The sequence below is a fragment of the Mycolicibacterium duvalii genome (assembly GCF_010726645.1).
Taxonomy (GTDB): domain Bacteria; phylum Actinomycetota; class Actinomycetes; order Mycobacteriales; family Mycobacteriaceae; genus Mycobacterium; species Mycobacterium duvalii.
The window spans coordinates 5,595,643-5,618,360 of record NZ_AP022563.1; the positions used below are offsets into that span (position 1 = coordinate 5,595,643).

Annotated in this window: 27 protein-coding genes and 1 tRNA gene; 18 read left to right on the plus strand and 10 right to left on the minus strand. The window is 67.5% G+C overall.

Annotated elements, in window-relative coordinates:
* The first annotated feature begins 21 nt into the window (after positions 1 to 21).
* The 5 genes from eno to G6N31_RS26595 all read left to right on the plus strand — a co-directional run bounded on the left by eno (position 22) and on the right by G6N31_RS26595 (position 4,127).
* Entirely contained in the window at positions 22 to 1,311 is a 1,290-nt protein-coding gene (gene eno / locus G6N31_RS26575; protein ID WP_098002760.1) for a phosphopyruvate hydratase, read from the plus strand.
* A gap of 3 nt (positions 1,312 to 1,314) precedes the next feature.
* Complete coding sequence (locus G6N31_RS26580; protein WP_163722399.1) at positions 1,315 to 2,001, plus strand: FtsB family cell division protein; 687 nt, start codon at positions 1,315 to 1,317, stop codon at positions 1,999 to 2,001.
* Entirely contained in the window at positions 1,994 to 2,485 is a 492-nt protein-coding gene (locus G6N31_RS26585) for a DUF501 domain-containing protein (RefSeq protein ID WP_163722401.1), read from the plus strand. Before G6N31_RS26580 ends, G6N31_RS26585 begins: the two co-directional genes overlap by 8 nt.
* Positions 2,482 to 3,420 carry a Ppx/GppA phosphatase family protein gene (locus G6N31_RS26590; RefSeq protein ID WP_098002845.1) on the plus strand — a complete coding sequence of 313 codons (939 nt, stop codon included), beginning with the start codon at positions 2,482 to 2,484 and terminating at the stop codon, positions 3,418 to 3,420. Before G6N31_RS26585 ends, G6N31_RS26590 begins: the two co-directional genes overlap by 4 nt.
* Before the next feature lie 86 nt (positions 3,421 to 3,506).
* Positions 3,507 to 4,127, plus strand: a complete 621-nt coding sequence (locus G6N31_RS26595; protein WP_098002762.1) for a hypothetical protein — start codon at positions 3,507 to 3,509, stop codon at positions 4,125 to 4,127.
* A 7-nt stretch (positions 4,128 to 4,134) separates the two neighbouring features.
* Here G6N31_RS26595 and G6N31_RS26600 read toward each other — a convergent pair whose 3' ends face one another.
* Positions 4,135 to 4,599 (minus strand): DUF4383 domain-containing protein, encoded by a 465-nt coding sequence (locus G6N31_RS26600; protein ID WP_098002763.1) that lies wholly within the window; start codon positions 4,597 to 4,599, stop codon positions 4,135 to 4,137.
* Positions 4,600 to 4,682: 83 nt separating this feature from the next.
* The gene (locus G6N31_RS26605) at positions 4,683 to 6,554 is read right to left on the minus strand and encodes a propionyl-CoA synthetase (RefSeq protein WP_098002764.1); all 1,872 of its coding nucleotides are present in this window, start codon (positions 6,552 to 6,554) and stop codon (positions 4,683 to 4,685) included.
* A 37-nt stretch (positions 6,555 to 6,591) separates the two neighbouring features.
* Here G6N31_RS26605 and G6N31_RS26610 point away from each other — a divergent pair, with 37 nt between their 5' ends.
* Positions 6,592 to 7,458 (plus strand): alpha/beta fold hydrolase, encoded by an 867-nt coding sequence (locus tag G6N31_RS26610; RefSeq protein ID WP_098002765.1) that lies wholly within the window; start codon positions 6,592 to 6,594, stop codon positions 7,456 to 7,458.
* A 25-nt stretch (positions 7,459 to 7,483) separates the two neighbouring features.
* Here G6N31_RS26610 and G6N31_RS26615 read toward each other — a convergent pair whose 3' ends face one another.
* Positions 7,484 to 7,738: a hypothetical protein gene (locus G6N31_RS26615; protein ID WP_133117669.1), complete on the minus strand. Its 255-nt coding sequence runs from the start codon at positions 7,736 to 7,738 to the stop codon at positions 7,484 to 7,486.
* Positions 7,739 to 7,804: 66 nt separating this feature from the next.
* Positions 7,805 to 8,080 carry a DUF4235 domain-containing protein gene (locus tag G6N31_RS26620; protein ID WP_098002767.1) on the minus strand — a complete coding sequence of 92 codons (276 nt, stop codon included), beginning with the start codon at positions 8,078 to 8,080 and terminating at the stop codon, positions 7,805 to 7,807.
* 107 nt (positions 8,081 to 8,187) lie between these two features.
* Here G6N31_RS26620 and G6N31_RS26625 point away from each other — a divergent pair, with 107 nt between their 5' ends.
* Positions 8,188 to 8,712, plus strand: a complete 525-nt coding sequence (locus G6N31_RS26625; RefSeq protein ID WP_098002768.1) for a DUF6328 family protein — start codon at positions 8,188 to 8,190, stop codon at positions 8,710 to 8,712.
* A 62-nt stretch (positions 8,713 to 8,774) separates the two neighbouring features.
* Positions 8,775 to 9,632, plus strand: a complete 858-nt coding sequence (locus G6N31_RS26630) for an SDR family oxidoreductase (protein WP_098002769.1) — start codon at positions 8,775 to 8,777, stop codon at positions 9,630 to 9,632.
* A gap of 64 nt (positions 9,633 to 9,696) precedes the next feature.
* On the opposite strand, the gene G6N31_RS26635 is transcribed toward G6N31_RS26630, so the two are convergent.
* Complete coding sequence (locus tag G6N31_RS26635; RefSeq protein WP_098002770.1) at positions 9,697 to 10,269, minus strand: hemerythrin domain-containing protein; 573 nt, start codon at positions 10,267 to 10,269, stop codon at positions 9,697 to 9,699.
* 132 nt (positions 10,270 to 10,401) lie between these two features.
* Between G6N31_RS26635 and G6N31_RS26640 the strand changes: the two genes are divergently transcribed.
* The 3 genes from G6N31_RS26640 (at position 10,402) to G6N31_RS26650 (ending at position 13,007) form a co-directional block, all read left to right on the plus strand.
* Positions 10,402 to 11,583, plus strand: a complete 1,182-nt coding sequence (locus tag G6N31_RS26640) for a zinc-dependent alcohol dehydrogenase (protein ID WP_098002771.1) — start codon at positions 10,402 to 10,404, stop codon at positions 11,581 to 11,583.
* A gap of 78 nt (positions 11,584 to 11,661) precedes the next feature.
* Positions 11,662 to 12,681 (plus strand): DNA topoisomerase IB, encoded by a 1,020-nt coding sequence (locus G6N31_RS26645; protein ID WP_098002772.1) that lies wholly within the window; start codon positions 11,662 to 11,664, stop codon positions 12,679 to 12,681.
* Positions 12,682 to 12,749: 68 nt separating this feature from the next.
* Positions 12,750 to 13,007, plus strand: a complete 258-nt coding sequence (locus tag G6N31_RS26650) for a DUF7218 family protein (protein ID WP_098002773.1) — start codon at positions 12,750 to 12,752, stop codon at positions 13,005 to 13,007.
* A 2-nt stretch (positions 13,008 to 13,009) separates the two neighbouring features.
* On the opposite strand, the gene G6N31_RS26655 is transcribed toward G6N31_RS26650, so the two are convergent.
* Positions 13,010 to 13,192, minus strand: coding sequence for a hypothetical protein (locus tag G6N31_RS26655; RefSeq protein WP_098002774.1), 183 nt, complete (start codon positions 13,190 to 13,192; stop codon positions 13,010 to 13,012).
* Positions 13,193 to 13,327: 135 nt separating this feature from the next.
* Here G6N31_RS26655 and G6N31_RS26660 point away from each other — a divergent pair, with 135 nt between their 5' ends.
* The 6 genes from G6N31_RS26660 (at position 13,328) to G6N31_RS26685 (ending at position 17,102) form a co-directional block, all read left to right on the plus strand.
* Positions 13,328 to 13,951, plus strand: a complete 624-nt coding sequence (locus tag G6N31_RS26660) for a flavodoxin family protein (protein WP_098002775.1) — start codon at positions 13,328 to 13,330, stop codon at positions 13,949 to 13,951.
* 36 nt (positions 13,952 to 13,987) lie between these two features.
* On the plus strand, positions 13,988 to 14,299 hold the full coding sequence (locus tag G6N31_RS26665; RefSeq protein ID WP_098002776.1) for a hypothetical protein: 312 nt from the start codon (positions 13,988 to 13,990) through the stop codon (positions 14,297 to 14,299).
* A 230-nt stretch (positions 14,300 to 14,529) separates the two neighbouring features.
* Positions 14,530 to 14,829: a hypothetical protein gene (locus G6N31_RS26670; protein ID WP_098002777.1), complete on the plus strand. Its 300-nt coding sequence runs from the start codon at positions 14,530 to 14,532 to the stop codon at positions 14,827 to 14,829.
* A gap of 119 nt (positions 14,830 to 14,948) precedes the next feature.
* A tRNA-Leu gene (locus G6N31_RS26675) sits at positions 14,949 to 15,025 on the plus strand.
* Between the two features lie 113 nt (positions 15,026 to 15,138).
* Positions 15,139 to 15,534, plus strand: coding sequence for a nitroreductase family deazaflavin-dependent oxidoreductase (locus G6N31_RS26680; RefSeq protein ID WP_098002778.1), 396 nt, complete (start codon positions 15,139 to 15,141; stop codon positions 15,532 to 15,534).
* A 233-nt stretch (positions 15,535 to 15,767) separates the two neighbouring features.
* The gene (locus G6N31_RS26685) at positions 15,768 to 17,102 is read left to right on the plus strand and encodes a DUF2252 domain-containing protein (protein ID WP_098002779.1); all 1,335 of its coding nucleotides are present in this window, start codon (positions 15,768 to 15,770) and stop codon (positions 17,100 to 17,102) included.
* 23 nt (positions 17,103 to 17,125) lie between these two features.
* On the opposite strand, the gene G6N31_RS26690 is transcribed toward G6N31_RS26685, so the two are convergent.
* From G6N31_RS26690 to G6N31_RS26700, 3 genes are read right to left on the minus strand one after another with little or no spacing between them, the layout of a single operon-like run.
* Positions 17,126 to 17,974, minus strand: coding sequence for a lysophospholipid acyltransferase family protein (locus tag G6N31_RS26690; RefSeq protein ID WP_098002780.1), 849 nt, complete (start codon positions 17,972 to 17,974; stop codon positions 17,126 to 17,128).
* Positions 17,975 to 18,011: 37 nt separating this feature from the next.
* Positions 18,012 to 19,595, minus strand: coding sequence for a DUF2252 domain-containing protein (locus G6N31_RS26695; protein ID WP_234815240.1), 1,584 nt, complete (start codon positions 19,593 to 19,595; stop codon positions 18,012 to 18,014).
* A gap of 42 nt (positions 19,596 to 19,637) precedes the next feature.
* Complete coding sequence (locus tag G6N31_RS26700; RefSeq protein WP_163722403.1) at positions 19,638 to 21,245, minus strand: DUF7800 domain-containing protein; 1,608 nt, start codon at positions 21,243 to 21,245, stop codon at positions 19,638 to 19,640.
* A 193-nt stretch (positions 21,246 to 21,438) separates the two neighbouring features.
* Between G6N31_RS26700 and G6N31_RS26705 the strand changes: the two genes are divergently transcribed.
* Positions 21,439 to 22,194, plus strand: a complete 756-nt coding sequence (locus G6N31_RS26705; RefSeq protein WP_234815241.1) for a hypothetical protein — start codon at positions 21,439 to 21,441, stop codon at positions 22,192 to 22,194.
* Between the two features lie 4 nt (positions 22,195 to 22,198).
* On the opposite strand, the gene G6N31_RS26710 is transcribed toward G6N31_RS26705, so the two are convergent.
* Positions 22,199 to 22,699, minus strand: coding sequence for a DUF427 domain-containing protein (locus tag G6N31_RS26710; RefSeq protein WP_098002782.1), 501 nt, complete (start codon positions 22,697 to 22,699; stop codon positions 22,199 to 22,201).
* Positions 22,700 to 22,718 lie beyond the last annotated feature (19 nt).

Genomic DNA, 22,718 nt, shown 5'->3' on the forward strand with positions numbered 1-22,718 from the left:
CCCGACACCAAGGAGACAACAGTGCCGATCATCGAGCAGGTCGCAGCCCGCGAGATCCTCGATTCCCGGGGCAACCCGACCGTCGAGGTCGAGATCGGCCTGCTCGACGGCTCCGTCGCCCGCGCCGCGGTGCCGTCGGGCGCCTCCACCGGCGAGCACGAGGCCGTCGAACTGCGCGACGGCGGTGCGCGCTACCTGGGCAAGGGCGTGCAGAAGGCCGTCGAGGCGGTGCTCGACGAGATCGCGCCGGCGGTGATCGGGCTCGGAGCCGACGAGCAGCGGCTTGTCGATCAGGCGCTGGTGGACCTGGACGGCACCCCGGACAAGTCCCGGCTCGGCGCCAACGCGATCCTCGGGGTGTCGCTGGCGGTCGCCAAAGCCGCAGCGCAGTCGGCGGAGCTGCCGCTGTTCCGCTACATCGGCGGGCCCAACGCCCACATCCTGCCGGTGCCGATGATGAACATCATCAACGGCGGTGCCCACGCCGACACCGGCGTCGATGTCCAGGAGTTCATGATCGCGCCGATCGGTGCGCCATCATTCAGCGAGGCGCTGCGCTGGGGCGCCGAGGTCTACCACTCGCTGAAGTCGGTGCTCAAGAAGCAGGGCCTGGGCACGGGGCTGGGCGACGAGGGCGGCTTCGCCCCGGACCTGCCCGGCACCTCGGCGGCGCTGGATCTGATCGGCTCGGCGATCGACGGCGCCGGCCTCAAGCTCGGCAGCGAGGTGGCGCTCGCGCTCGACGTCGCGGCCACGGAGTTCTACACCAAGGACAGCGGCTACGCGTTCGAGAAGCAGACCCGCACCGCCGAGCAGATGGCGACGTTCTACGAGCAGCTGATGGACTCCTACCCGCTGGTGTCGATCGAGGATCCGCTCTCGGAGGACGACTGGGACGGTTGGGTCGCGCTGACCACCGCGATCGGGGACCGCGTCCAACTCGTCGGCGACGACCTGTTCGTCACCAACCCCGAGCGACTCGAGGACGGCATCCAGCGTGGTGCGGCCAACGCGCTGCTGGTCAAGGTCAACCAGATCGGGACGCTGACCGAGACTCTCGACGCGGTGTCACTGGCCCACATGTCCGGATACAAGACGATGATGAGCCACCGCAGCGGCGAAACCGAGGACACCACGATCGCCGACCTCGCGGTCGCGGTCGGCAGCGGTCAGATCAAGACCGGCGCCCCGGCGCGCAGTGAACGCGTCGCGAAGTACAACCAGCTGCTGCGCATCGAGGACGAGCTCGGCGACGCCGCCCGCTACGCCGGTGACCTGGCCTTCCCGCGCTTCTCGTTGGACACCAAATAGCCCGTGCCCGAAGCGAAACGGCCCGATCCCCGTCGGCGGACGCCCGCGTCCCGGCCCACCCGGCCGGGTAAGTCCACCGACGGCGGACGCGCCAAGCCGCGGGGCACGTCGGCTCGTCGCGAGGCCAAGAGCGGGGAGCCCGGCAAGGAGCTGGCCACCTTCGAGGGTGACTCCGGTACCAAGGCCACCGGGTCGGTCCGCGAGTCGATCCTGGTCTCCGCCGAGGCGGCCGCCGAGCAGCGCTTCGGATCCGCGGCACGGCGGGCGGCCATCCTCGCGGCGGTCGTGTGTGTGTTGACGCTGACGATCGCCGGACCGGTGCGGACGTACTTCTCGCAACGCACCGAGATGAAGCAGCTGCAGGCCAGCGAGGCGCAGCTGCGCGAGCAGATCGCCGAGCTCGAGGAACAGAAGGCCAAACTCGCCGACCCGGTGTACATCGCCGCGCAGGCCCGCGAGCGGCTGGGCTTCGTACTGCCCGGAGAAATCCCCTATCAGGTCCAGTTGCCTCCCGGCGCAACGGCTCCCGGGTCGCCGGCCGGTGAGCCGGCCGAAGCCGGCGTCAGCAGCGATCCCTGGTACACGGCGCTGTGGAATACGATTTCCGATGTGCCACGCCCGATTACCGCCCCGACGCCCCCGCCCGGGCCGGCCGCGCCGCCGCCCGCCGCGCCCCCGCCCGGTGGTTGACCCGGCCGACCTCGAGGCTGTCGCGGCGCAATTGGGCCGTGCGCCGCGCGGGGTGCTCGAGATCGCCTACCGCTGCCCCAACGGTGAACCCGGAGTGGTCAAGACCGCGCCGAAACTCCCTGACGGAACTCCGTTTCCGACGCTGTACTACCTGACCCACCCGGCGTTGACGGCGGCGGCGAGCCGGCTGGAATCATCGGGGATGATGCGCGACATGACCGAACGGCTGGCGCAGGACCCCGAGTTGGCCGCCGCCTACCGGCGGGCCCACGAGTCGTATCTGGCCGAGCGGGACGCGATCGAACCGCTGGGTACGACGTTCTCCGGCGGCGGCATGCCCGACCGGGTCAAGTGCCTGCACGTGGTGATTGCGCATTCGTTGGCCAAGGGGCCGGGGGTCAATCCGTTCGGCGACGAGGCGTTGGCGGTACTGGCAAGCGAACCGGCGATGGCCGGGATACTGGATCGGGAGCGGTGGACATGACCAGAGTCGGCGCGGTGGATTGCGGCACCAACTCGATCCGGTTGTTGATCGCCGACGTCTCCGACGGGGCGCTCACCGACGTGGTGCGGGAGATGCGCATCGTCCGGCTGGGTCAGGGCGTGGACGCGACCGGCGAGTTCGCGCCGGATGCGTTGGCGCGCACCAAGGCGGCGCTGGCTGGCTACGCCGAGACGATGCGCATGCACGAGGTCGGTGCGGTCCGGATGGTGGCCACCTCCGCGGCGCGGGACGTCGCCAACCGCGACGAGTTCTTCGCGATGACGGCGCAGGTGCTCGGCGAGGTGGTCGAGGGCGCGGTCGCCGAGGTGATCACCGGCGACGAGGAGGCCGAGCTGTCCTTCCGCGGCGCTGTCGGCGAACTGGACGCTGCAGCAGCGCCTTTCCTCGTCGTCGACCTCGGTGGCGGCTCGACGGAGTTGGTTCTGGGCGCTCAGGACGTGACCGCAGGCTTCTCGACCGATATCGGGTGTGTGCGGTTGACCGAGCGGTGCCTGCACTCCGATCCGCCGACCGGCGAACAGATCGAGCGGGCGCGGGCGGTGGTCCGCGAAGCCCTCGACGAGGCACTGCGTGTGGTGCCGGTCGAGCAGGCGCACACCTGGGTGGGGGTGGCCGGCACGATGACGACCTTGGCCGCGTTGGCCCACAAGATGACCACCTACGACTCCGAGGCCATCCACCTCTCGCGGGTGCGCTTCGACGATCTGCTCGAGGTCTGCGATCAGCTGCTGTCGATGACGCGTCAGCAGCGTGCGGCGCTCGGACCGATGCACGAGGGTCGCGTCGACGTCATCGGCGGGGGAGCGTTGATCGTGCAGGAGCTGGCCGCCGTGCTGGGCGAGCGCGCCGGCATCGACGAGTTGGTGGTCAGCGAGCACGACATCCTCGACGGCATCGCGCTGTCGATCGCCTGAGCTATTGCTGCGAGCCCGCGGGCGGAGGACAATCGGCTCCGACGGCAGCGCCGTCACGACGCTGCCTCGGCGAAAGGAGGCAGATTGTGTTTGCACGAACAACGACCGTCTGGGGGCGGCCGTCGTCAGTCGACGACGGGATAGCCAACATCCGCGAATCCGTGATGCCGGTGGTGCAGAAGCTGCACGGCTTCGTCGGCCTGTCACTGCTGGTCGACCGCAATACGGGACGCTGCATCGCGACCACGTCCTGGCAGTCCGAGGAGGCGATACGCGCCAGCGCACCGCTGGTGCGCGAGGTGCGCGACCGCGCAGCGCAGATCTTGGGCGGCACCATGGAGGTGGCCGACTGGGAGATCGCGGTGATGCATCGCCATCATGAGAGCCACGAGGGCGCCCGCGTCCGGGTCACCTGGGTCAGAATCGACCCGAGCCGGATCGAGCCGGGCATCGAGATCTTCAAAGATCGGGTGCTGCCCGTCCTCGACGAACTCGAGGGACATTGCAGCACAAGTCTGTTGATCAACCGAGACGCCGCCCGCGCGGTGGTGTCGTCGGCCTACGACAGCGTCGAGGCGCTCGAGCGTCATCGCGGTGAGCTCGACAGGCTGCGAGACGCCACCACCGAGGAAACCGGCGCCGACACGGTGGAGGAGTGCGACTTCGAGTTGGCGATCGCGCACCTGAGGGTGCCCGAGTTGGTCTGACCCCGCGCTACCGGGCGGCGGCGCGGCGCACCCGCAGGTGGCGGCGACGGGTGGGATCGTGCTGCCCGGCCAGGGTGACGGCCAACAGCACCATCACCGCGCCGGCGACCACGTGCAGCCAGTTGGCCGCCGAGTTCAGCGGCAGCACGTGCCGGCCGTAGTCGACCGCGAACCCGTAGCAGCCCAGAGCGAAGTAGATCAGGCCGCCGCCGAGCAGGTAGGCACGGGCGGCGGCGTAGGTGCGGGCCAGCGCGAAGCCGCACAACCCGACCAGGATGTGCAGGGCGTTGGCGGCCACCGACACGGTGACGCTGCCGAACAGCGCCGCGCCGGACTGCGGTCCTGCCCAGCTGATTTCGCCGAGGTTGGCGGTGACACCGGGCACAAAGCCGAGTATTCCGGTGAGGGTCAGCGCCGTCGCTACGAGCACCGCCGCACCCTGCACGGCCATGTACTTCGGTTCTGTCGACATCCCCACCTCCCCTCACGTCGCTATTGACGTGCGTGCAGGTAGAGATACCCATCAGGCGCGGGATCACACCCGCGGGCACACTCTCAGCCGCGCAGGATCGTCTGCAAGGTGTCGAGCACCGACGGATCCTCGATCGTCGAGGGCACGGGTTCGTCGCGGCCGGCCGCGAGGGCCCGCATGGTCTTGCGCAGGATCTTGCCGGACCGCGTCTTGGGCAGAGCGGGGACGACGTCGACGATCCGCAGCGATGCGACGGCGCCGATCTCACTGCGCACCAGCGCAACCAGCTCGTCGGCCAGGCCGTCGGTGTCCGCGCCGGCTTTGACCACCACCAGTCCCCGCGGCACTTGGCCTTTGATGTCGTCGGGCACGCCGATCACCGCGCACTCGGCGACCGACGGGTGCGTCGCGAGGACCTCCTCGATGGCTCCGGTGGACAGGCGGTGCCCGGCGACGTTGATGACGTCATCGATTCGGCCCATGACGAACAGGTAGCCGTCCTCGTCGAAATGGCCACCGTCACCGGTGAGGTAGAACCCCGGATGCTCGGACAGATACGACGCCTCGTAGCGGGCGTCGGCGTTCCACAGCGTGGGCAGTGTGCCGGGCGGCAGCGGCAGCCGGATGCAGATCGCCCCCTCCTGGCCGGCGTCGCAGCCGTACCCGTCGTCGTGCAGGACGTGCACGTCATAGCCCGGCATGGGAACCGTGGGCGAACCTGGCTTGATCGGAAACCGTTGCACGCCCACGGGATTGGCTGCCACCGCCCAGCCGGTCTCGGTCTGCCACCAGTGGTCGATGACGGGGATGCCGAGCTTCGCCGACGCCCAGTGGTAGGTGTCGGGGTCGAGGCGTTCGCCGGCCAGGAACAGATACTTCAGGCAGGACAGGTCGTAGCGGCCGACGTGTTCGGCCTCATGGTCCTCCTTGCGGATCGCGCGGATCGCCGTCGGGGCGGTGAACAGCACCTTGACGCCGTGCTCGGCGACGACACGCCAGAACGCGCCCGGATCGGGGGTGCCGACCGGCTTTCCCTCGTACAGCACGGTGGTGGCGCCGAGCAGCAGCGGCGCGTAGACGATGTAGGAATGGCCGACCACCCAGCCCACATCCGAGGCGGCCCAGAACACCTCACCCGGCGCGACGTCGTAGATGTGACGCATGCTCCAGAGCAACGCGACCGCGTGGCCACCGTTGTCGCGCACGATGCCCTTGGGTTTACCGGTGGTGCCGGAGGTGTAGAGCACGTAGAGCGGGTCGGTCGCTGCGACGGGCACCGGGTCGGCGGGCGTGGCGGCCGCCATCACATCCGCCCAGTCCCAGTCGCGGCCCTCGATCAGCTCGCAGCGCTGCCGGTCCCTCTGCACCACCACGCAGTGCCGCGGTGGATGGTCCACCATGCCGATCGCGGCGTCGAGCATCGGCTTGTACTCGAGCACGCGGCCCGGTTCGATGCCGCAGGATGCGGACACGACCACCGTCGGGCGCACGTCGTCGATGCGCACCGCCAGTTCGTGGGGTGCGAACCCGCCGAACACGACCGAGTGCACCGCGCCCAGCCGCGCGCAGGCCAGCATCGCGATCACGGCCTCGGGGATCATCGGCATGTAGATGACGACGCGGTCGCCGCGGCCCACACCCAGGCCGCGCAGCGCCCCGGCGAACCGCGCCGTGTGCTCGAGCAGCTCGCGGTAGGTGTAGGTGCGTTTCGTGTCGGTGACCGCCGAGTCGTAGATCAGCGCCGGTTGGTCTCCGCGACCGGAGTCGACATGGCGGTCCAGCGCGTTGGCGCAGGTGTTGAGTTCGGCGTCGGGGAACCAGCGATAGAACGGCGGATTGCTGTCGTCGAGGACGCGCTGCGGCGGCTTGGTCCACGTCACGGCCGTGGCCGCGTCGCCCCAGAACGGCTCGGGGTCGTCGATGCTGGCGTCGAAGAGTTCGCGATACCCAGGCATGGGTGAACCGTAGACCGTTCGGATTAGTCTCAGGGCCATGACGAGCCAACCCCCGGAGATTCCCGGCGTCCGCCGCCACTACGTGTCCGCGCGCGGCGTGAAATTCCACGTCACCGAGTCCGGCCCCGAGGACGGCCGGCCCGTGCTCGCCCTCCACGGCTGGCCGCAGCACCACTACGTCTACCGTGACCTGCTGGGCGATCCGCCCCCGGGGCTGCGGATCATCGCACCCGACCTGCCGGGCTACGGCTGGTCTGGAGCGGCGCCGCACCGCTGGGCCAAAGAGGACGTGGCCGCCGACCTGGTGGCGTTGATGGACGCGATGGGCCTCGACCGCGTGCTGCTGGTCGGGCACGACTGGGGCGGTTACATCGGCTTCCTGGTCGCGCTGCAGGCCCCGGACCGCATCGACGCGTACATGCCGCTCAACATCGCCCACCTGTGGGTGCCGCCGAAGGTGCTCGCACCGCATCTGTGGCGGTTCCTGATGTACCAGCCGCTGATCGCATTCGCGGGGGTGCCGGTGCAGACCCGCACGTCGTTCCTGGACATCGTCTACCGCCGGGTGTCGGAGGTGGATCCGCAGACGGCGCGGGTCTACACCGAGCGGTTCCGCGATCCGCTGGTGGCCCGCACCGCGCGTGACACCTACCGGACGTTCCTGCTGCACGAGGTTCCCACCGTGGCACGCCACGGGGAGTCGCGGCGTGCCACGGTGCCGATCCGCGCGTTGTTCGGCACCGACGACGACGCCATCCACCCCGACCTCGCGTCGGCGGAGACCGCGCGCGCCGACGACTACACCGTCGAGTACACCGACTGCGGCCATTTCATCCTCGACGAGCGCCCGGAGTTGGTGCGCGCCAAGCTGATCGCTCTGGCCGAGGAGTTCCCGGCGCGGTAGCTCACTTGCCCGCTATCCCGCGAGGTCAGCGGGCGACGATGCCGGCCGCGCGGGCGCGGTCGACGCTGCGTTCCCAGGACCTCTCGCCGACCACCAGCACGGCCAACGCTGCGGTGAGCGCGAGTCCGGAGAGGAGCCAGTAAACGAGCGGAGCCAGCGGTGCGGTCGTGGCGACCAGCATGGTCACCGCGCTGGCCAGCAATGTCAGGGACGCGGTGCGGGGAAACCGCCACGAAGGACGGAAACCCATGCCGGGACGAGGGGCAACCGTTGTGGACATAGCTCCACAATGGACACCTCAGCTAAGAACCGGCTCACCGCTTTCTGTGGATTTCCTTTGAGAGCTCTAGGACGGCGGCGGTTCGTTGGCCAGCGCCTGGTAACCGCGCGCACTGGCCCGCTGGACGCCCGCACGCACCACACCGATGATCAGGCCCTGCAGCGCCGCGGTTGCGAATACGGCCACGAGGGGCTGCTGCAGGTCTTTCGGATCGGGCGGCTCGTTGTCGTTGTCGCCGATGTGTTTCCAGATCCGGGTGAACACGGCGCTGGCCAGCAGGCCGCCGCCGACGCTGGTGGCTACCGACAGCGGTGTGAACAGCGATCGGGAGAGTTTGCTCATCGTCACTCCAATGTGTCTGCGGCGCAGGGCGGACTGATCGTCTCTCTACCCGACCGTGCCATCGTCAAACCTGGCCTGCGCCACAGCTGACGTGCCAGGATCGCCCTATGGCCGGCGACGATCACCGCGAGGAGCAGCACCTTTACCGTGGTCGTCGGGAAACCGAGATGGAACGGCTGGACCGCAACTGGAACAGCTTGCTGCAGGAGTTGCGGGTGGTCCAGACCGGCGTTCAGGTGCTCACCGGGTTCCTGCTGACCCTGCCGTTCCAGACTCGCTTCGATGTCCTGAGCGGACCCATGCGGGTGGTCTATCTGGTCACCGTGTGCACGGCGGTGTTGTCGACGGCGCTGCTCGTCGCGCCGGTGGCCATGCACCGGCTGCTGTTCCGCCGCCACCGGCTGCGCAGCCTGGTGCTGGCGTCGCACCGCTGCGCCTACGCCGGTGTGCTGTTGCTCGGACTGGCCGTCTCCGGAATGACGATGATCATCTTCTACGCCGTGGTGGGCACCGTGCCCGCCTTGATCGCCGGCGGAAGCGCCCTGGTGGTGTTCGGCGCGTTCTGGCTGCTGCTGCCGATGGGTATGCGGCTGGGTCTGCGCCGCTCGGAGCCGTCGCCGCCCACGCCGTAGCGCGCCGCGTTTCGTGGGCGCGGCCGAGGGTATGCGGCGCGGACGACACCCGAGGAGGCGCAATGGCTGGCGACGACGTGACACCCGACGGCGTGATCCCATACCCGGGCGACACCGCCGACATGGCCGACAAGCCGCGCGACGAGATGCGCGACTACGTCGGCACCGGCCTACTGGCCGGCAAGCGGGCGCTGATCACCGGCGGAGACTCCGGCATCGGCAGGGCGGTGGCGGTGGCGTTCGCCAAGGAGGGCGCAGACGTCGCGATCGCGTATCTCGAGGAGGACGACGACGCGTCACACACCGCGTCGTTGGTGGAAACGGCCGGGCAACGCGCGGTGACGCTGCCGGGTGACCTCGCCGACCCGGGCCACTGCCGGGCCGTCGTCGAGGACGCGGTCACACAGCTCGGGGGACTCGATATCGTGGTCAACAACGTGGCGTTTCAGTCGCCGATCTCCGACTTCACCGAGATCAGCGACGAGCAGTGGCGGCGCACCTTCTCGGTCAACATCGACAGCTTCTTCCACGTCACCAAAGCGGCGTTGAAACATCTGCCGGACGGGTCGGCGATCATCAACACGAGTTCGATCAACGGGCTGCGCGGCAACAAGACGCTAATTGATTACTCGGCGACCAAGGGGGCGGTCAACGCGTTGACCTACTCGTTGGCACAGTCGCTGGTCGACAGGAACATCCGGGTCAACTGTGTGGCACCCGGGCCGGTGTGGACGCCGTTGATCCCGGCGACGATGGGGCAGGACAAGACCGAAGGATTCGGCGAGCAGACGCCGATGGGGCGCGCCGCCCAGCCCGACGAGATCGCCCCGTCCTACGTGTTCTTCGCCGCCAGCCGGCTCTCGTCGTACTACAGCGGCGAAGTGCTGGCGCCTATCGGCGGGGAAACCCTGCCGGGCTGAGCGAGACCGCCGTACAGCCGAACAGCCGGTGGAAATCCACCGGCTGTTCGATGCTGCACGCTGTCTACTTGCGGGCGAACACACCACCCAGCGCGTCTCGCGCACGGTCGAGCACTGAAGCGAAGGGCCCGGCGACGAAGTTGGCCGCGGCCGATTCCACACCTGGATGCGGATGGGTCGGCGCGATCTTCTCGGCGAGCGCGACAGCATCGGCGAGCTTGGCGAGCTCGTCGTCGCTGAGTTCTGCTTCCAGCGCGGTGAATTCGAGCTCTTCCTCATTCTTGGCGTGCTCGAGCACCGCGGCCTGCAGGTGGATCAGCGCCTTGCTGAACTCTGCGCTGTCGATCGGCAGCTTCTCGATGTCGCTGAGCAGTTCCTTGGAATCGTGCTCTTCGGCCAACCGGTCGTCGGCGATGGCGTCGCCGTCGTCGATCTTGCGCCGGACCCGCGGGTGCACGACCATCTCCTCGGCGGTCTCGTGAACGGCGAGCATGGTGCGCAGGCGGGTGAACGACTCCTCCCGGCTGCCGGCATCGGCGGCGTCGAGGGTCTCGATGAACAGGTTCCGGATCGTCTCGTGCTGGGTCTTGAGGTAGTCGACGACGTCGCGCGCCGACGCGATTGTCGGTGCAGTCACGTGGATCTCCTTGCTGAGGAATGGTTTTGGGCTGTGTGATCGCCGTTTACCCGCGGATCTGCGCCGAAAAACGCGAGTGTGTGGTAGTCGGCTCTGCGTTTGAATCCCTCTTCGCAGGGTAGGCAGACCCGCATGAAGGCAGTTACCTGGCACGGCAAGCGCGACGTGCGCGTCGACAACGTCGCCGACCCCAAGATCGAAGAGCCCACCGACGCCGTCATCGAGGTGACCTCGACCAACATCTGCGGTTCGGACCTGCACCTTTACGAGGTGCTCGGCGCGTTCATGTCAGAAGGTGACATTCTCGGCCACGAGCCGATGGGCATCGTGCGCGAAGTCGGTCCCGAGGTGACGAATCTGTCGGTGGGTGATCGCGTCGTCATCCCGTTCCAGATTTCCTGTGGGCATTGCTTCATGTGCGACCAGCAGCTCTACACCCAGTGCGAGACCACCCAGGTCCGCGACCAGGGCAAGGGCGCGGCGCTGTTCGGCTATTCCCAGCTCTACGGCCAGGTACCCGGCGGCCAGGCCGAGTATCTGCGGGTGCCGCAGGCGCAGTTCACCCACATCAAAGTCCCTGAGGGACCACCGGATTCGCGCTTCGTCTATCTTTCGGATGTGCTGCCGACGGCGTGGCAGGCCGTGGAGTACGCGGCTGTGCCCGAGGGTGGCACGGTCACGGTGCTGGGTCTCGGGCCGATCGGCGACATGGCCGCCCGCATCGCCCAGCACAAGGGTTTCCAGGTGTTCGCCGTCGACCTGGTGCCCGAGCGACTGGCGCGCGCCGCCGCGCGCGGCATCCAGACCGTCGACCTGCGCGAGCTCAACGGTTCGCTCGGTGACGCGATCCGTGAGCTGACCCAGGGACGCGGCAGCGACTCGGTGATCGACGCCGTGGGCATGGAGGCGCACGGCTCGCCGGTGGCGCACGCCGCCCAGACGGCCAGTTCCTTCCTGCCCGACGCGGTGGCCCAGCCATTCATGGAGAAGGCCGGCGTCGACCGTCTCGATGCGTTGTACTCCGCCATCGACTGCGTGCGTCGTGGCGGCACCGTGTCGTTGATCGGCGTCTACGGCGGGATGGCCGACCCGATGCCGATGCTGACGATGTTCGACAAGCAGATCCAGCTTCGGATGGGCCAGGCCAACGTCAAGAAATGGGTCGACGACATCATGCCGTTGCTGACCGACTCCGACCCGCTCGGCGTGGACACCTTCGCCACACACGTGGTCCCGATCGATGAGGCGCCGCACGCCTACGACATCTTCCAGAAGAAGGAAGACGGTGCGGTCAAGGTGATCCTGAAGCCCTGAACAGGGCAGACGGTGTATGAGCCGTCGTCGGCGGGTATTCCCGGACGGTGAATCCACGACGGACGGAAGCTCCCGGCAGTGCGGCTGACGCGTAGCAAGCTCGACACTCCAGGGATCAAACGTAAACGGCGCGGCAAGGGGTTTGCCTACTACGGACCCGACGGTGAACTGCTCGCCGATCCCGACACCGCGCAACGCATCAAAGAGCTGGTCATCCCACCGGCCTGGAAGAACGTGTGGATCAGCCCGAAGCCCAACGGGCACATCCAGGCGGTGGGCACCGACGCTGCCGGGCGCCGCCAGTACCTCTACCACGAGCGCTGGCAGCTGGAGCGGGCCGAAGAGAAGTTCGACCGCGTACTGGAGATGTCGGCGCTGCTGCCGCAGTGGCGTGCCGAAATCGCCAAAGATCTTGCGGGCCGCGGGCTGACGCGGGACCGGGTGCTCGCGCTGGCGCTGCAACTGCTGGACCGCGGATACTTTCGCGCGGGCGGCGAGCAGTCCGCCGAAGAGCACGAACACTACGGTCTGGCGACGCTGCTGTGCGAGCACGTGACGTTGAAGAAGGATGCGGTCGAATTCGACTATCCGGCGAAGAGCGGGGTGCAGCGCACCGTGGAGGTCGACGATCCCGAGGTGGTCCGCGCCGTCCGCTCGCTGATGCGTCGTACCGATCGGTCGGGGCGACTTCTGGTGTGTCGCAGCGGCAACAGCGACTGGGTCGATGTGCGCGCCGATGACCTCAACGCCCGGTTCAAGGAGCTGGTCGGGGCGGACTACACCGTCAAAGATCTGCGAACCTGGCACGGCACGGTGCTGGCGGCCGCCGCGTTCGCCGACGCCAAACCGCCGACGTCGAAAACCGCGATCAAGCGCGCGACGGCGGGGGTGATGAAGGAGGTCTCCGAGGAGCTGGGCAACACGCCGGCGGTGGCCCGGTCGTCCTACGTCGACCCACGCGTCGTCACCGGCTACGAGCGGGGACTCACCATCGCGTCAGCGACCAAGCGGGCCACCAAGATGACCAGACCCGACGATGCCCAGGCCGTCCTCGAGAAGGCCACCCGCATGCTGATCCGACGCGTGGCGCGCAGCTGAACGCGCGTGTTTGGCGCCTCCGGGAGTGTGGAACCCGAGGGGACAGCCGTCTTACGGAGGAGGACAGCATGCCGAACTCGTCGATCAAGAACGAGAAGATGTATGAAGAGCTGCGCAGCGAAGGAAATTCGAAGGAGAAGGCCGCGCGGATCGCCAACGCCGCGGCCGCCCGCGGCAAATCAGCTGTCGGTCGCAAGGGGGGAAGTTCAGGCTCCTACTACGACTGGAGCGTCGCGGATCTGAAGAAACGCGCCAAGGAACTCGGATTGTCGAACTACTCCCACCTGACCAAGGACAAGCTCATCGCCAAGCTACGCAGCCACTGAGGTCACTCGGTCTTGGCGCGGGCCTCGGCGCCGGACTCCTCGGCGTCGATATCGTCATCGGAGCCGACGCGGCCGACATACGGCCCCGCATTCGGGTCGTCGCTCTCGTCGTCGGCGCGGGATCCCGCGACCTTGGGATCGGGCTCGACGTCGGATTCGGCCTTTTCGGAGCGCGGTTCACTCATGACGGACCTCCTACGTTGCGTCCGTCCAGTGATGCCCACCGCACCGGACGCTGAAACCCCAGGTTGCTTATGTCGTAATCATTACCGGCCTCGAGGGCGTCGTTTGGTCATGATCACGTCGGGTATCTGGCCGGCATGGCGGAAACCACGACACCGGTGCGTGCGCTGGGGCTGATCTGCAGCCTCAAGCGCAGCCCGGACGAATCCAGCAGCGCCCTCATCGCCGAGGACGTCTTCAAGACCATGCGCGGTGAGGGCGCGGAATGTGAGGCGGTGCGCTGCGTCGACTACGCCATCGCCCCCGGCATCGAGGCCGACATGGGTGACGGCGACGAGTGGCCGAAGATCCGCGAGAAGGTCATGGCTGCCGATGTGGTGCTGCTGAGTACGCCGATCTGGCTGGGACATGCTTCCTCGGTCACGCAGCGGGTGCTGGAACGTCTGAACGCCGACATGTCGACCGAGGATGATCAGGGCCGACCGGTGATGGCCGGCAAGGTGGCGATCGTCAGTGTGGTCGGCAACGAGGACGGCGCGCACAAGGTGGTCGCCGACGTCTTCCAAGGGCTCAACGACCTCGGCTTCAGCATCCCGGCGCAGGGATGCACGTACTGGAACGGCCCGGCGATGGGGTCGACCGACTACAAGGACATCGACGAGGTCCCCGAATCAGTGGCCTCGGCCACCGCGGCGGCCGCACGCAACGCCATGCACCTGGCGCGGACGTTGCGGCAGTCCGACTACCCGCCCTACCAGTGAGCAACGCCAAGACGTTGCGGCGAGAGGAGAACGACAATGCCTGACACCTCACAAGATCCGGTCGACCATGCCCGCACCACCCGCCAGCATGCCGGGGAGACGATGAAGGCCGGCCACAACGCGCCCGGACTGATCGCCGTCGGTCTCGGGGTGCTCGCGCTGGTGGTCGGGTTGTACTCGCTGGCCAACTCCGCCGCCCTCGGCGGCGTGATCGGTGTGGCCGTCGCGGCGCTGCTGATCGGCGGCGGCCTGCTGTGGCTGGCCCGGATGCACCGCAAAGTGCAATGGGAACAACGCGATTGGCACGCGAAGAACCCGCACGCCCACTACGAGCCGCCGACCAGCTAGCGGACTGTGACGGGCCCGAGGGTAGGGCCTCTGGGTTGCGCCACCACGAGGCCCTAGGCGGCGCTCTTGCCGGCCGGAATCAAGATCCGGCCAGCCGTCGTTCAATTTCTGCCAGTGGAAATTTACGCGCTGACCTGCCGGTTTAACAGGTCAGATCGATCACGATCGCACCAGATGTCGAAACCGCGTGATTCGCTCCACGGCTTGAGACCCGAACGAGGGATAGAGCAATGAAGAATTTCACCATCGCCGCCACCGCGGCCGCCGGACTATCGGTCGCCGTGCTTGGATTGGCGGCCCCGGCTGCCGCCGCGCCGTCGGGCTCCGGGGACGCCGGGGCCACCATCAGCGCGCTCGAGGCCGAGGGCAACCGCGTCATCGTCAACCGTCAGGGCAGCACCCCGCTGGGCGAGGCCACCGTGGTCTCGGTGCGCCCCGGCCCGGAGTTCACCGAATGGGTGTGGGACGCCCAAGGCGATGACCGCATCCAGGTCCCCGCCGGGCGCACCTACTTCGTCGACGTCAAGTAGGCGACGTCACGTAGCCCGCAGAGCACCGGAAAGGGGCGCCTCACCGAGGCGCCCCTTTTGCATGCGCCGCGGGCCACCGTCCCGCGACGTCAGCGCTCTGAAATAAGCTGCACCGCGACGCCCCCATAGCCCAATTGGCAGAGGCAGCGGACTTAAAATCCGCACAGTGTCGGTTCGAGTCCGACTGGGGGCACCATGACCGAACCGTCCGAAGGTGGCCAAATGTCAAGGTCGCTGCAGCTCGCCGAGCCGCGCGGTGTGTCAACGCGTTCTCGAGGCACCACCCGGGCCACTACCTAAGATCCGACTATGCGCATGCCTCGGCGAATCGCGGAATTCAACAAGCGGATCACCAATCCGGCGGCTCGTGCGATCACACCGTGGCTGCCGAACCTCGGGACGCTCGAGCACGTGGGGCGGAGGTCGGGCAAGCGTTATCGCACGCCCCTACTCGTATTTGCGACCCACGACGGTTACGCCGTCCTCATCGGGTACGGCCCGCAGACCGACTGGCTGAAAAATGTACTGGCCGGCGGGCCGACGGTACTGCGCAAGCGGGGGCGGGACGTCGCTCTGACCAACCCGCAGGTGGTGAGCAAGGCCGACGCCGCGGACCTCGTCCGACCGAGTTCCCGGCTGCTCTACAGAGCGTTTCCCTACAACGAGGCAGCGCTGCTGCTCACGAGAGCCGACTCGGCGCGCTGACCTTCTGATCGCGGGACTCCCGACCGTCGGGTTGGCGGTAGCCACTGCAATTCCCGTCCCAGGGCTACCGCCAACCCGCCGACCCGAACGATGTACCCCTCGTTGTCCATCGTCGTTCCTCTCGCCGGGCACTGCCTGCGGCTTTGAGAGGATCGTGGCTCAGCGTCGCGCAAGCCGGTGCAGTACTGCGCTACTGCATTTGCCCGGACACGGCGACGCCTACCCTGGTGCCAATGCCTGAGTTCCAAGATGAGGTGACGAGGCCGGACGCCCGGGAATCGTTCATCGTCGAGAGCCTGTTGACCGCATTCAGCGACCTGATGAGCGCCGACCCGGGGGCGTTCCGCACGAAGTTCCGCAAGATGGCGGCCGACCCGTTCGCGTTCTATCGCGGCAGCGCTTGCCTGTTCTACGCCGACGTCCACGCGCGCGAGGATCGCTGGGCCGACGAACGTACGAGCCGGGTGTGGATCCAGGGCGACCTGCATGCCGAGAATTTCGGAACCTACATGGACGGTGCCGGGGTACTGATCTTCGATGTGAACGATTTCGACGAGGCCTATGTCGGTCACTTCACGTGGGACCTGCAGCGCTTCGCCGCCAGTGTCGCCCTGATGTGTTGGCAGAAGGCTCTGTCTGACCGCCAGATCGGCGCGTTGATCGAGACGTTCACCCGCGCCTATGTGCGTCAGGTGCGGTGGTACGTCGAGAGTGCCGACGATGCGTCCTTCGCCTTGAATCTGCAGACTGCCAGCGGGGCGGTGCTCACCGCACTGCAGACTGCACGGTTGTCGACGCGCTCGCAGATGCTCGACCGGTTGACCGTGGTCGACGAATCCGACCGTCGGTTTCGTGACCTGCCGGGCGTCGTGCGGCTCGGTCGGGAGGAGCGCGACACGGTCGTCGACGCGTTTCACCGGTATCTCGACACCATTCCGCGAACGCAGCGGTTCCGCGGCATCACCTACGACGTCAAAGACGTCATCGCCAAGACGGGATTCGGCATCGGCAGCGCCGGACTCCCGGCCTACACGGTGCTGATCGAGGGTTTCAACCAGGCGCTTGACAACGACGCGGTGCTGTCGATGAAACAGGGCAACGTCGCGGCGCCCAGCCGGGTTGTCGACGATCTCGACGTGCACCGCTACTTCACTCACCACGGACATCGCACGGCCGTGTCACAACGGGCTCTGCAGGCACACGCCGATCCACTGCTGGGCTACACCGACATCAATGGGGTTGGTTTTGTCGTCAGCGAAATATCGCCGTATGAGGCGGATTTGGACTGGAGCGACCTGACCGAACCTGCGGAACTCGCCGACGTGATCGAGCAGCTCGGTCGCGCGGTGGCCAAAATGCATTGTGTCAGTGATGCCGACAGCGACCAGTCGCTGGTCGGCTTCCAGACCGAGGAGGCGATCGTCGACGTGATCGGCGATGCGGAGAACGAATTCGTCTCAGACATCGTCCAATTCGGTCTCGAATATTCGAGGATTGTGCGAGACGACCACCGCCACTTCGTCGAGGCCTTCCGCGAAGGACGTATTCCGGGGGTCAGTGCGACCTGAGATGACCCGCTTCGGCCAGATCCTCAACCGCCCGAGGGTCGAGTCGCCTTCCCCCAGGCGAGCGGGTTGAGGTGGCGGAACGGGTCGGTGGACCGCTTCTCCTGCAGATCGCGCAGAATCGCTTCCAGGGCGGTCTGGGTGCGCTCCTTGACGGTGGCTTCCCAGTCGGGGGTTTCCACGTGTGTGGGCCGTCTCGTCTCGATCGGGGTTCCGAACCGCAGATACATCCGCTGCGGTCGCGGTATCGGCGTGGGTCCCAGCCCACGCGTCAACGGGATGCCCACACCGGTCACGCCGTGCAGTCGCCGGCCGAGGCCGCGGGTCATGCGTTCCCAGGTGCCGTCACGTTCGACGATGCTGTGGTAAACATCGTCACCGCCGACGAGACCCACGGGGATGATCGGGTAGTCGTGAGCGATGGCCAGCCGCGCGAATCCGCTGCGGCCCTCCCAGAATAACTGGTATTCCTCGTCTTTGAACTTGAGCATGTCGCGACCACCGCCGGGGAAGACCAGCACCGTCTCGTTGCGGCGCATCAGCTCTGCCGCCGTCTCGGGGTCGCCGACCACTGCTCCCGCCGCGTCGAGAACGTCCCGCGCCAACCCGGTCACGTCGGCCAGTTGGCGGGTCGCCAGACCCCGCACCCGCGTCCCGAGCTCGCGATGCACGAAGTAGGGGATCGACACCACCTCAACCCACCCCGACACCGTATGGTTGCCGACGAGAAGGAAGCGTCCATCGCGAGGAAGCCCATCGAGCCCGTCGACATAGACGCGGGACAGATCGACGACGGGCGCGATCGCGTCGGCGAGCGTGAAGATCATCTTCTGGATCGCATCGACCCGGTCGGCGCGATCGGCAGACAGCTGCATCAGGGTTTGTCTCCTTGTCCGGAATGCCTGCCGGTGCTCACCGGTAGACGAGGTCGATGCGGCGGAACGCGCCGAGTTCGTGGTCATCGCGGAACGCGTCGTGGTCGCGGCGGCACCGTTTGTCGGCCTCCTCGGCGTAGCGGACGATATCGTCGACGAACAGCTCGGTGACCCCCATCGCATCCACAATGTCGGGTTCGACGTCGTGGTCGAGCAGGCCCGCTTCGTCGGAGAGCGCGTGAGCCTGGGCGAGCACCTCTCCGCAGATGCGGGCGTAGTCGCGCCACTGCCCGAACGACAGATCCTCGAGGTCGATGTCGTCGCGGAACCACGAGCGTTCCCGCACCAGAAAACTGATGCCGCGGTGCTTGATGCTGCCGTAGAACGTGTCGCCGCTGACCAATTGCACTCGTTGGCCGTGCACCACGCGGTCGGCGTTGCCGTCGACGACATGCTCGGAGGACGGCACCAGACCCTCGAGCGCCGATCGGCGCGCCTGCTTCAACTCCAACAGCAGGTCATCCGACGCGTCGGTGAGCGGGCCCTCGATCATCACGTAGTAGCGCACCAGGCCCAGCGACGCGGTGCCCTGGCCGCGCCGCTCAGCGACGTCTTTGACCTGCATCGCGCCGGCCCGCGGGGGCACCGTGATCCCGGATTCGGCGACGTAGCGGTCGATCAGCTCCTGGAACTCGTCGCGGCGGCTGGTGATGGGCACGAGTTTCTTACTGGCCTTGAAGCCCGTTTTGTTCTCGTTGTAGCACTTCTTGGTCAACCAGGCGGCCCGCCCGCCCGAGGTCGCCTCGTCGAAGAGGTCGGCGATCAGCTTCGGGGCGTTGTCGCGCCGAAGATCCGCCGCTTCCTCGGTGTTGTCGGCCGCATACACCCGGACCTGGTCGGCGTAGCCGCGCACGAACGCGCGGGCGATCTTGCGGCGCTTGCTCTTTCCGTAGCCGCCGATTTCGTCAGCGGCGATCAGGAACCCGGTCGCGCCGCGTTTCAGGTCCCAGGTGAACGGCGCGTAGAACACCTCGTCGTAGTCGTCGATGCCGAAGATCGGCACGTTGTCGGCGTTGGGCATGACGCCGAAGTTCTCCGGATGGACGTCCCCGGCGGCCAGCACCGTGGGCATCCACGCGTCGTCGCCGACCATGTCGCGGTAGAACAGCAGCGCGGTTCCGCGGAAGAACGAGAACCGCGACCCGGCGAGCTTGTCGAACTTCTCGAAGGCCTCTTCGTTGTGCCGCGCGATGCGCAGTTGGTGATCCTCCCGGATGGTCTGGCGCACATGGATGCGGCGATCGTTGCCCGTGAGTACGCGCGGCGACGGGGTGACGCCCCCGTCCGAGCGGGCGGCCGCGAGTCTGCGGAAAGCGTCCATCTGGCTGGCGACGCGCGGGCGTCCGTCCGCGTGGTGGGAGGCGTCACTGTCGTCGCGCGCCGACACCCGCCCGCCGGCGTCGGTCTCCTCGGAATCCCGGGCGTCGTCGCGGTGTGTATCGGCTGACCCATCACCCAATGCGGCGAGAAGCTCGCGCTTGGTTGCTTTCGCCGGGACGTCGACGCCCAATGCCTTCGCGGTCCGGAAGAGCTCTTTGCGGGTGGCGGCTTTGTCGTTCATCCTCAACCAGCCTACGGCGCAGCGCTAGGCGCGGGGGCCGCGTTACACGAGCTTGTGCTCGATCACGGTGACCAGTCGTGGTTTGCGCCATCCGCCGTCGACCCGCTCGATGTGCACCCCGGCCTCGCCGTCGGCGATCACCAACGTGCCGATCTGGTTGCGGAAGTGCGTTCTGGTGACCCGACGCCAGCTCAGCTGCGGGCGGCGGGCTCGCGCGGCCCGGGCCAGCCCACGGGCGATCCAGGCGACCGGTCGGGTGTGTCCCACCTGCAGGCTGATCCGTTGGCCCAGGGAGACCTCCTTACGCATTCCCGAGCACACGGTGTTCCAAATCCGCATCGCGGAGTCGGGGGCATCCGGGGGCAGGCTCACCTCGTCCACCCAACAGTGGTGCACATTGCCGCCGAACATCATCAGGGAATCGGGTGTTCGGCCGCAGCGGCCGGCCGCGACGTCGAGGATCAGCTGTTCGAGCTCGCTGAAGCTGAGCTGAAAGCAGGCCCAATGGTCGAGGTTGGCGGCCATGCGGGCCCGCTCGCCGAGCCGGCTGCCCCACCGGCCCCAGGTGCTGTCGGTGACGGCATCGGCCCAGGTTTCGAGGAAGTGCATCCCTGCCGGGAGGAAGAACGGGGTGGGACTCGCCATCAGCAGGTGTTCGTAGCGCCCGTCGACCTTCGACTTGATCCAATCCCATTCGTCGGGACTCATGATCCGGCGGTTACCCGGCTCGAGTCGTCGGCTGGTGCGCGAATCGAGCATGAGCAGTCGTGCCGGCCCGAGGTCGCGGCAGAAGCTGAACCGGGAGTGGCCGTCCTGATATTCGGCTCGCCGGGCGAGGTCGCGCACCAGTTCGCTGCCGTCCCGGGTCTCGGTGATCTGCCGAAAAGTCTTGTGCTCGGCCAGTTCTGCGGGACTGAGATTGCCGAGGTGCTGATAGATCCAGTAGGCCATCAGGCCGCCGATGATCCGGGTCTCGTACCAGTCGGTCTGGCGCATGGCGTCCAGCCACGCCTGCGAGGTGTTCCATTTGTCGTTGATCTCGTGGTCGTCGAAGATCATCGCCGACGGCACCGTAGACAGCAGCCAGCGCACCACCGGCTCGGACCACGCATCCTGGTAGCCCAGGCAGTACTCCTGGAAGTCTTCGAGGACCTCCACCGGTCCGTTCGCGTGCACCTGCCGGTCGGCGACGATGTCTTTGATGGGGTCTGGCACTTGATCGGCGTAGAGCTGATCGCCGACCATCATCACCGTGTCGGGCCACAGGGCCGAGGGCTGCCGCAACATTCGCAGCGCGTAGGTGCGCAGCGCGTCGATGCCCTTACCCTTCTTGTGCCACCACCGCTGATGGGTGTCCGGTGGCCGGTGCGGACCCGAGGCCCGGCACGACCCGAACAACAGCCGAAGCCGCCCGTCGTCACGGATCAGGCGGATACGCGGCTGCGGGAACTCGTAGTCGGGCGGCGGCCACGCCGGACGGCCATCCAGATGCACCTGGTAGGGATGTTCGCGGTCCGGGTCGAGATCCTCGACACAGACGACGGCGAAGTGATGTCCGTCGATCTCGAAGGTGTCTGCCGTACGACCGAGTACCTCCACCTGGCAGGGGCCGTCGCATTCCACAAAGACGGTGGCCTCAGTATGTCCCACATGTCGGAGCAGAGGCCCCAGCAACAACGACGTCATGAGCGGTGGTTACCCGCTCTGTCCGGTTCGAGAGCATCGGATGCAAGTCCGCCGCTCGCGCAGCGGCGAATGGGCAGGAAATCGATCGGTATCGGCGCGCCAGAGTGAGCCCGCGGCCAGTTTGCGCGATGATGCCAAAGTGACTTCTGATGCGGATGTGACTAAGGCGGGCCCGCACGAAGACGCTGCGGCTGAACAGTTGGACGTACCTGCCGCACCTCAGCCCGCCGCCGACGGGGCGGCGGATCCGGCCCCGGTGACCCCGCAGCGACAGTGGTCGATGCCGAAGTCGCCCATCACCCGCAAGCATGTCGACGACGCCGGTCGCGCCGCGATCAAGATCCTCACCTCCGCCGCTGGTCTGGTGGCCAAGACCGCCCGATCCGGCGCGGGCGCCGTGCGGCAGATGTGGCGCGGACTCGCCGCGGTGCCCCCGGCGGCGCGCCTGCTGTTCGCGGCCAGCGTGCTGCTGCTGCTCGGGTTCGTGGGCGCGCTCGCGTTCGAGGGCACCCTCGGCCTACTGTGCACAGTACTGGTGATCCCGGCCTGCGCTGCCATCCTCGGTGCGCTCGGGCACCGCTGGTACAGCGGGCTGGGTATCGACACGGCAACTGAAACACGTTCCCGCCCAAAGCAACCGAGTGACTCCGAGCTGCAACGGTCGGTGCAGTACGTCGACCGCAAGCTGGCGCTGGCCCTCACGTCCTTCGGTACCGAGCATCACCAGCAGGCGGTCATCGCGCTGTTCCAGGCGAAGACGGCCGTCGAGCTCACGCTCGGGACCGAACAGGACTTGGCCAGCTACGCCGACATGACCCTGCGCCCCGACGACTACGGTCTGCGCCCACGTCTCCGGGGCGGCTCCGGGTCGACTTCGACCCCGCGAGAGGGCAATTCGCTGGCGGCTTCCTGACGCCTCACCACCCCAGGGAACCCGGTATCCCCTTGAACGGTCCGACGACGGTGCTGGTGATCCAGCCGCCGTAGAACCCGCCGGGCTGCGGGATGACGTCCTCGCCGTTGACCGTGCAGCGGTCCACCATGGCCGCCATCACGGCCACCGCCCCGGCGATCTCCTCGAAACCGCGGCTTGGATGCAGGTAGGTCCAGGCGGCGCGGTGCGCGACGCGACCGTTGGCCACCACGTCGTAATAGGTCGCGGCGCCCTTCCATTCACACCACGAGGACCCGGCCGTGTCGCGCAGGGCGCCGTCGGCGAAGGCCGACCGTGGCAGGTAGTAGGTCGGGGGATGGCTGGTCTCCAGGACCCGCCAGGCCCGGGTCGTCGACGCGACGGTGGCGCCGGCGAACTCCACGGTGATCGAGCCCGCGAACGGCTCCAGCCGCGGCGGCCGCGGGTAGTCCCACACCGACTCCTGCCCGGGGCCGGGCTTCCCGGGGACGGGCCGGGCACTCATCGTCGTCCGCCGAGCACGC

Coding starts and splice junctions, on each gene's coding strand:
- G6N31_RS26630 (WP_098002769.1), top strand. CDS start 8,775: ATGGCTGGCGACGACGTGACACCCGACGGCGTGATCCCATACCCGGGC.
- G6N31_RS26690 (WP_098002780.1), bottom strand. CDS start 17,974: ATGCAGCTGTCTGCCGATCGCGCCGACCGGGTCGATGCGATCCAGAAG.
- G6N31_RS26600 (WP_098002763.1), bottom strand. CDS start 4,599: ATGTCGACAGAACCGAAGTACATGGCCGTGCAGGGTGCGGCGGTGCTC.
- G6N31_RS26660 (WP_098002775.1), top strand. CDS start 13,328: ATGGCGGAAACCACGACACCGGTGCGTGCGCTGGGGCTGATCTGCAGC.
- G6N31_RS26615 (WP_133117669.1), bottom strand. CDS start 7,738: ATGTCCACAACGGTTGCCCCTCGTCCCGGCATGGGTTTCCGTCCTTCG.
- G6N31_RS26685 (WP_098002779.1), top strand. CDS start 15,768: ATGCCTGAGTTCCAAGATGAGGTGACGAGGCCGGACGCCCGGGAATCG.
- G6N31_RS26665 (WP_098002776.1), top strand. CDS start 13,988: ATGCCTGACACCTCACAAGATCCGGTCGACCATGCCCGCACCACCCGC.
- G6N31_RS26650 (WP_098002773.1), top strand. CDS start 12,750: ATGCCGAACTCGTCGATCAAGAACGAGAAGATGTATGAAGAGCTGCGC.
- G6N31_RS26610 (WP_098002765.1), top strand. CDS start 6,592: ATGACGAGCCAACCCCCGGAGATTCCCGGCGTCCGCCGCCACTACGTG.
- G6N31_RS26710 (WP_098002782.1), bottom strand. CDS start 22,699: ATGAGTGCCCGGCCCGTCCCCGGGAAGCCCGGCCCCGGGCAGGAGTCG.
- G6N31_RS26605 (WP_098002764.1), bottom strand. CDS start 6,554: ATGCCTGGGTATCGCGAACTCTTCGACGCCAGCATCGACGACCCCGAG.
- G6N31_RS26590 (WP_098002845.1), top strand. CDS start 2,482: ATGACCAGAGTCGGCGCGGTGGATTGCGGCACCAACTCGATCCGGTTG.
- G6N31_RS26680 (WP_098002778.1), top strand. CDS start 15,139: ATGCGCATGCCTCGGCGAATCGCGGAATTCAACAAGCGGATCACCAAT.
- G6N31_RS26625 (WP_098002768.1), top strand. CDS start 8,188: ATGGCCGGCGACGATCACCGCGAGGAGCAGCACCTTTACCGTGGTCGT.
- G6N31_RS26695 (WP_234815240.1), bottom strand. CDS start 19,595: ATGAACGACAAAGCCGCCACCCGCAAAGAGCTCTTCCGGACCGCGAAG.
- G6N31_RS26670 (WP_098002777.1), top strand. CDS start 14,530: ATGAAGAATTTCACCATCGCCGCCACCGCGGCCGCCGGACTATCGGTC.
- G6N31_RS26640 (WP_098002771.1), top strand. CDS start 10,402: ATGAAGGCAGTTACCTGGCACGGCAAGCGCGACGTGCGCGTCGACAAC.
- G6N31_RS26655 (WP_098002774.1), bottom strand. CDS start 13,192: ATGAGTGAACCGCGCTCCGAAAAGGCCGAATCCGACGTCGAGCCCGAT.
- G6N31_RS26620 (WP_098002767.1), bottom strand. CDS start 8,080: ATGAGCAAACTCTCCCGATCGCTGTTCACACCGCTGTCGGTAGCCACC.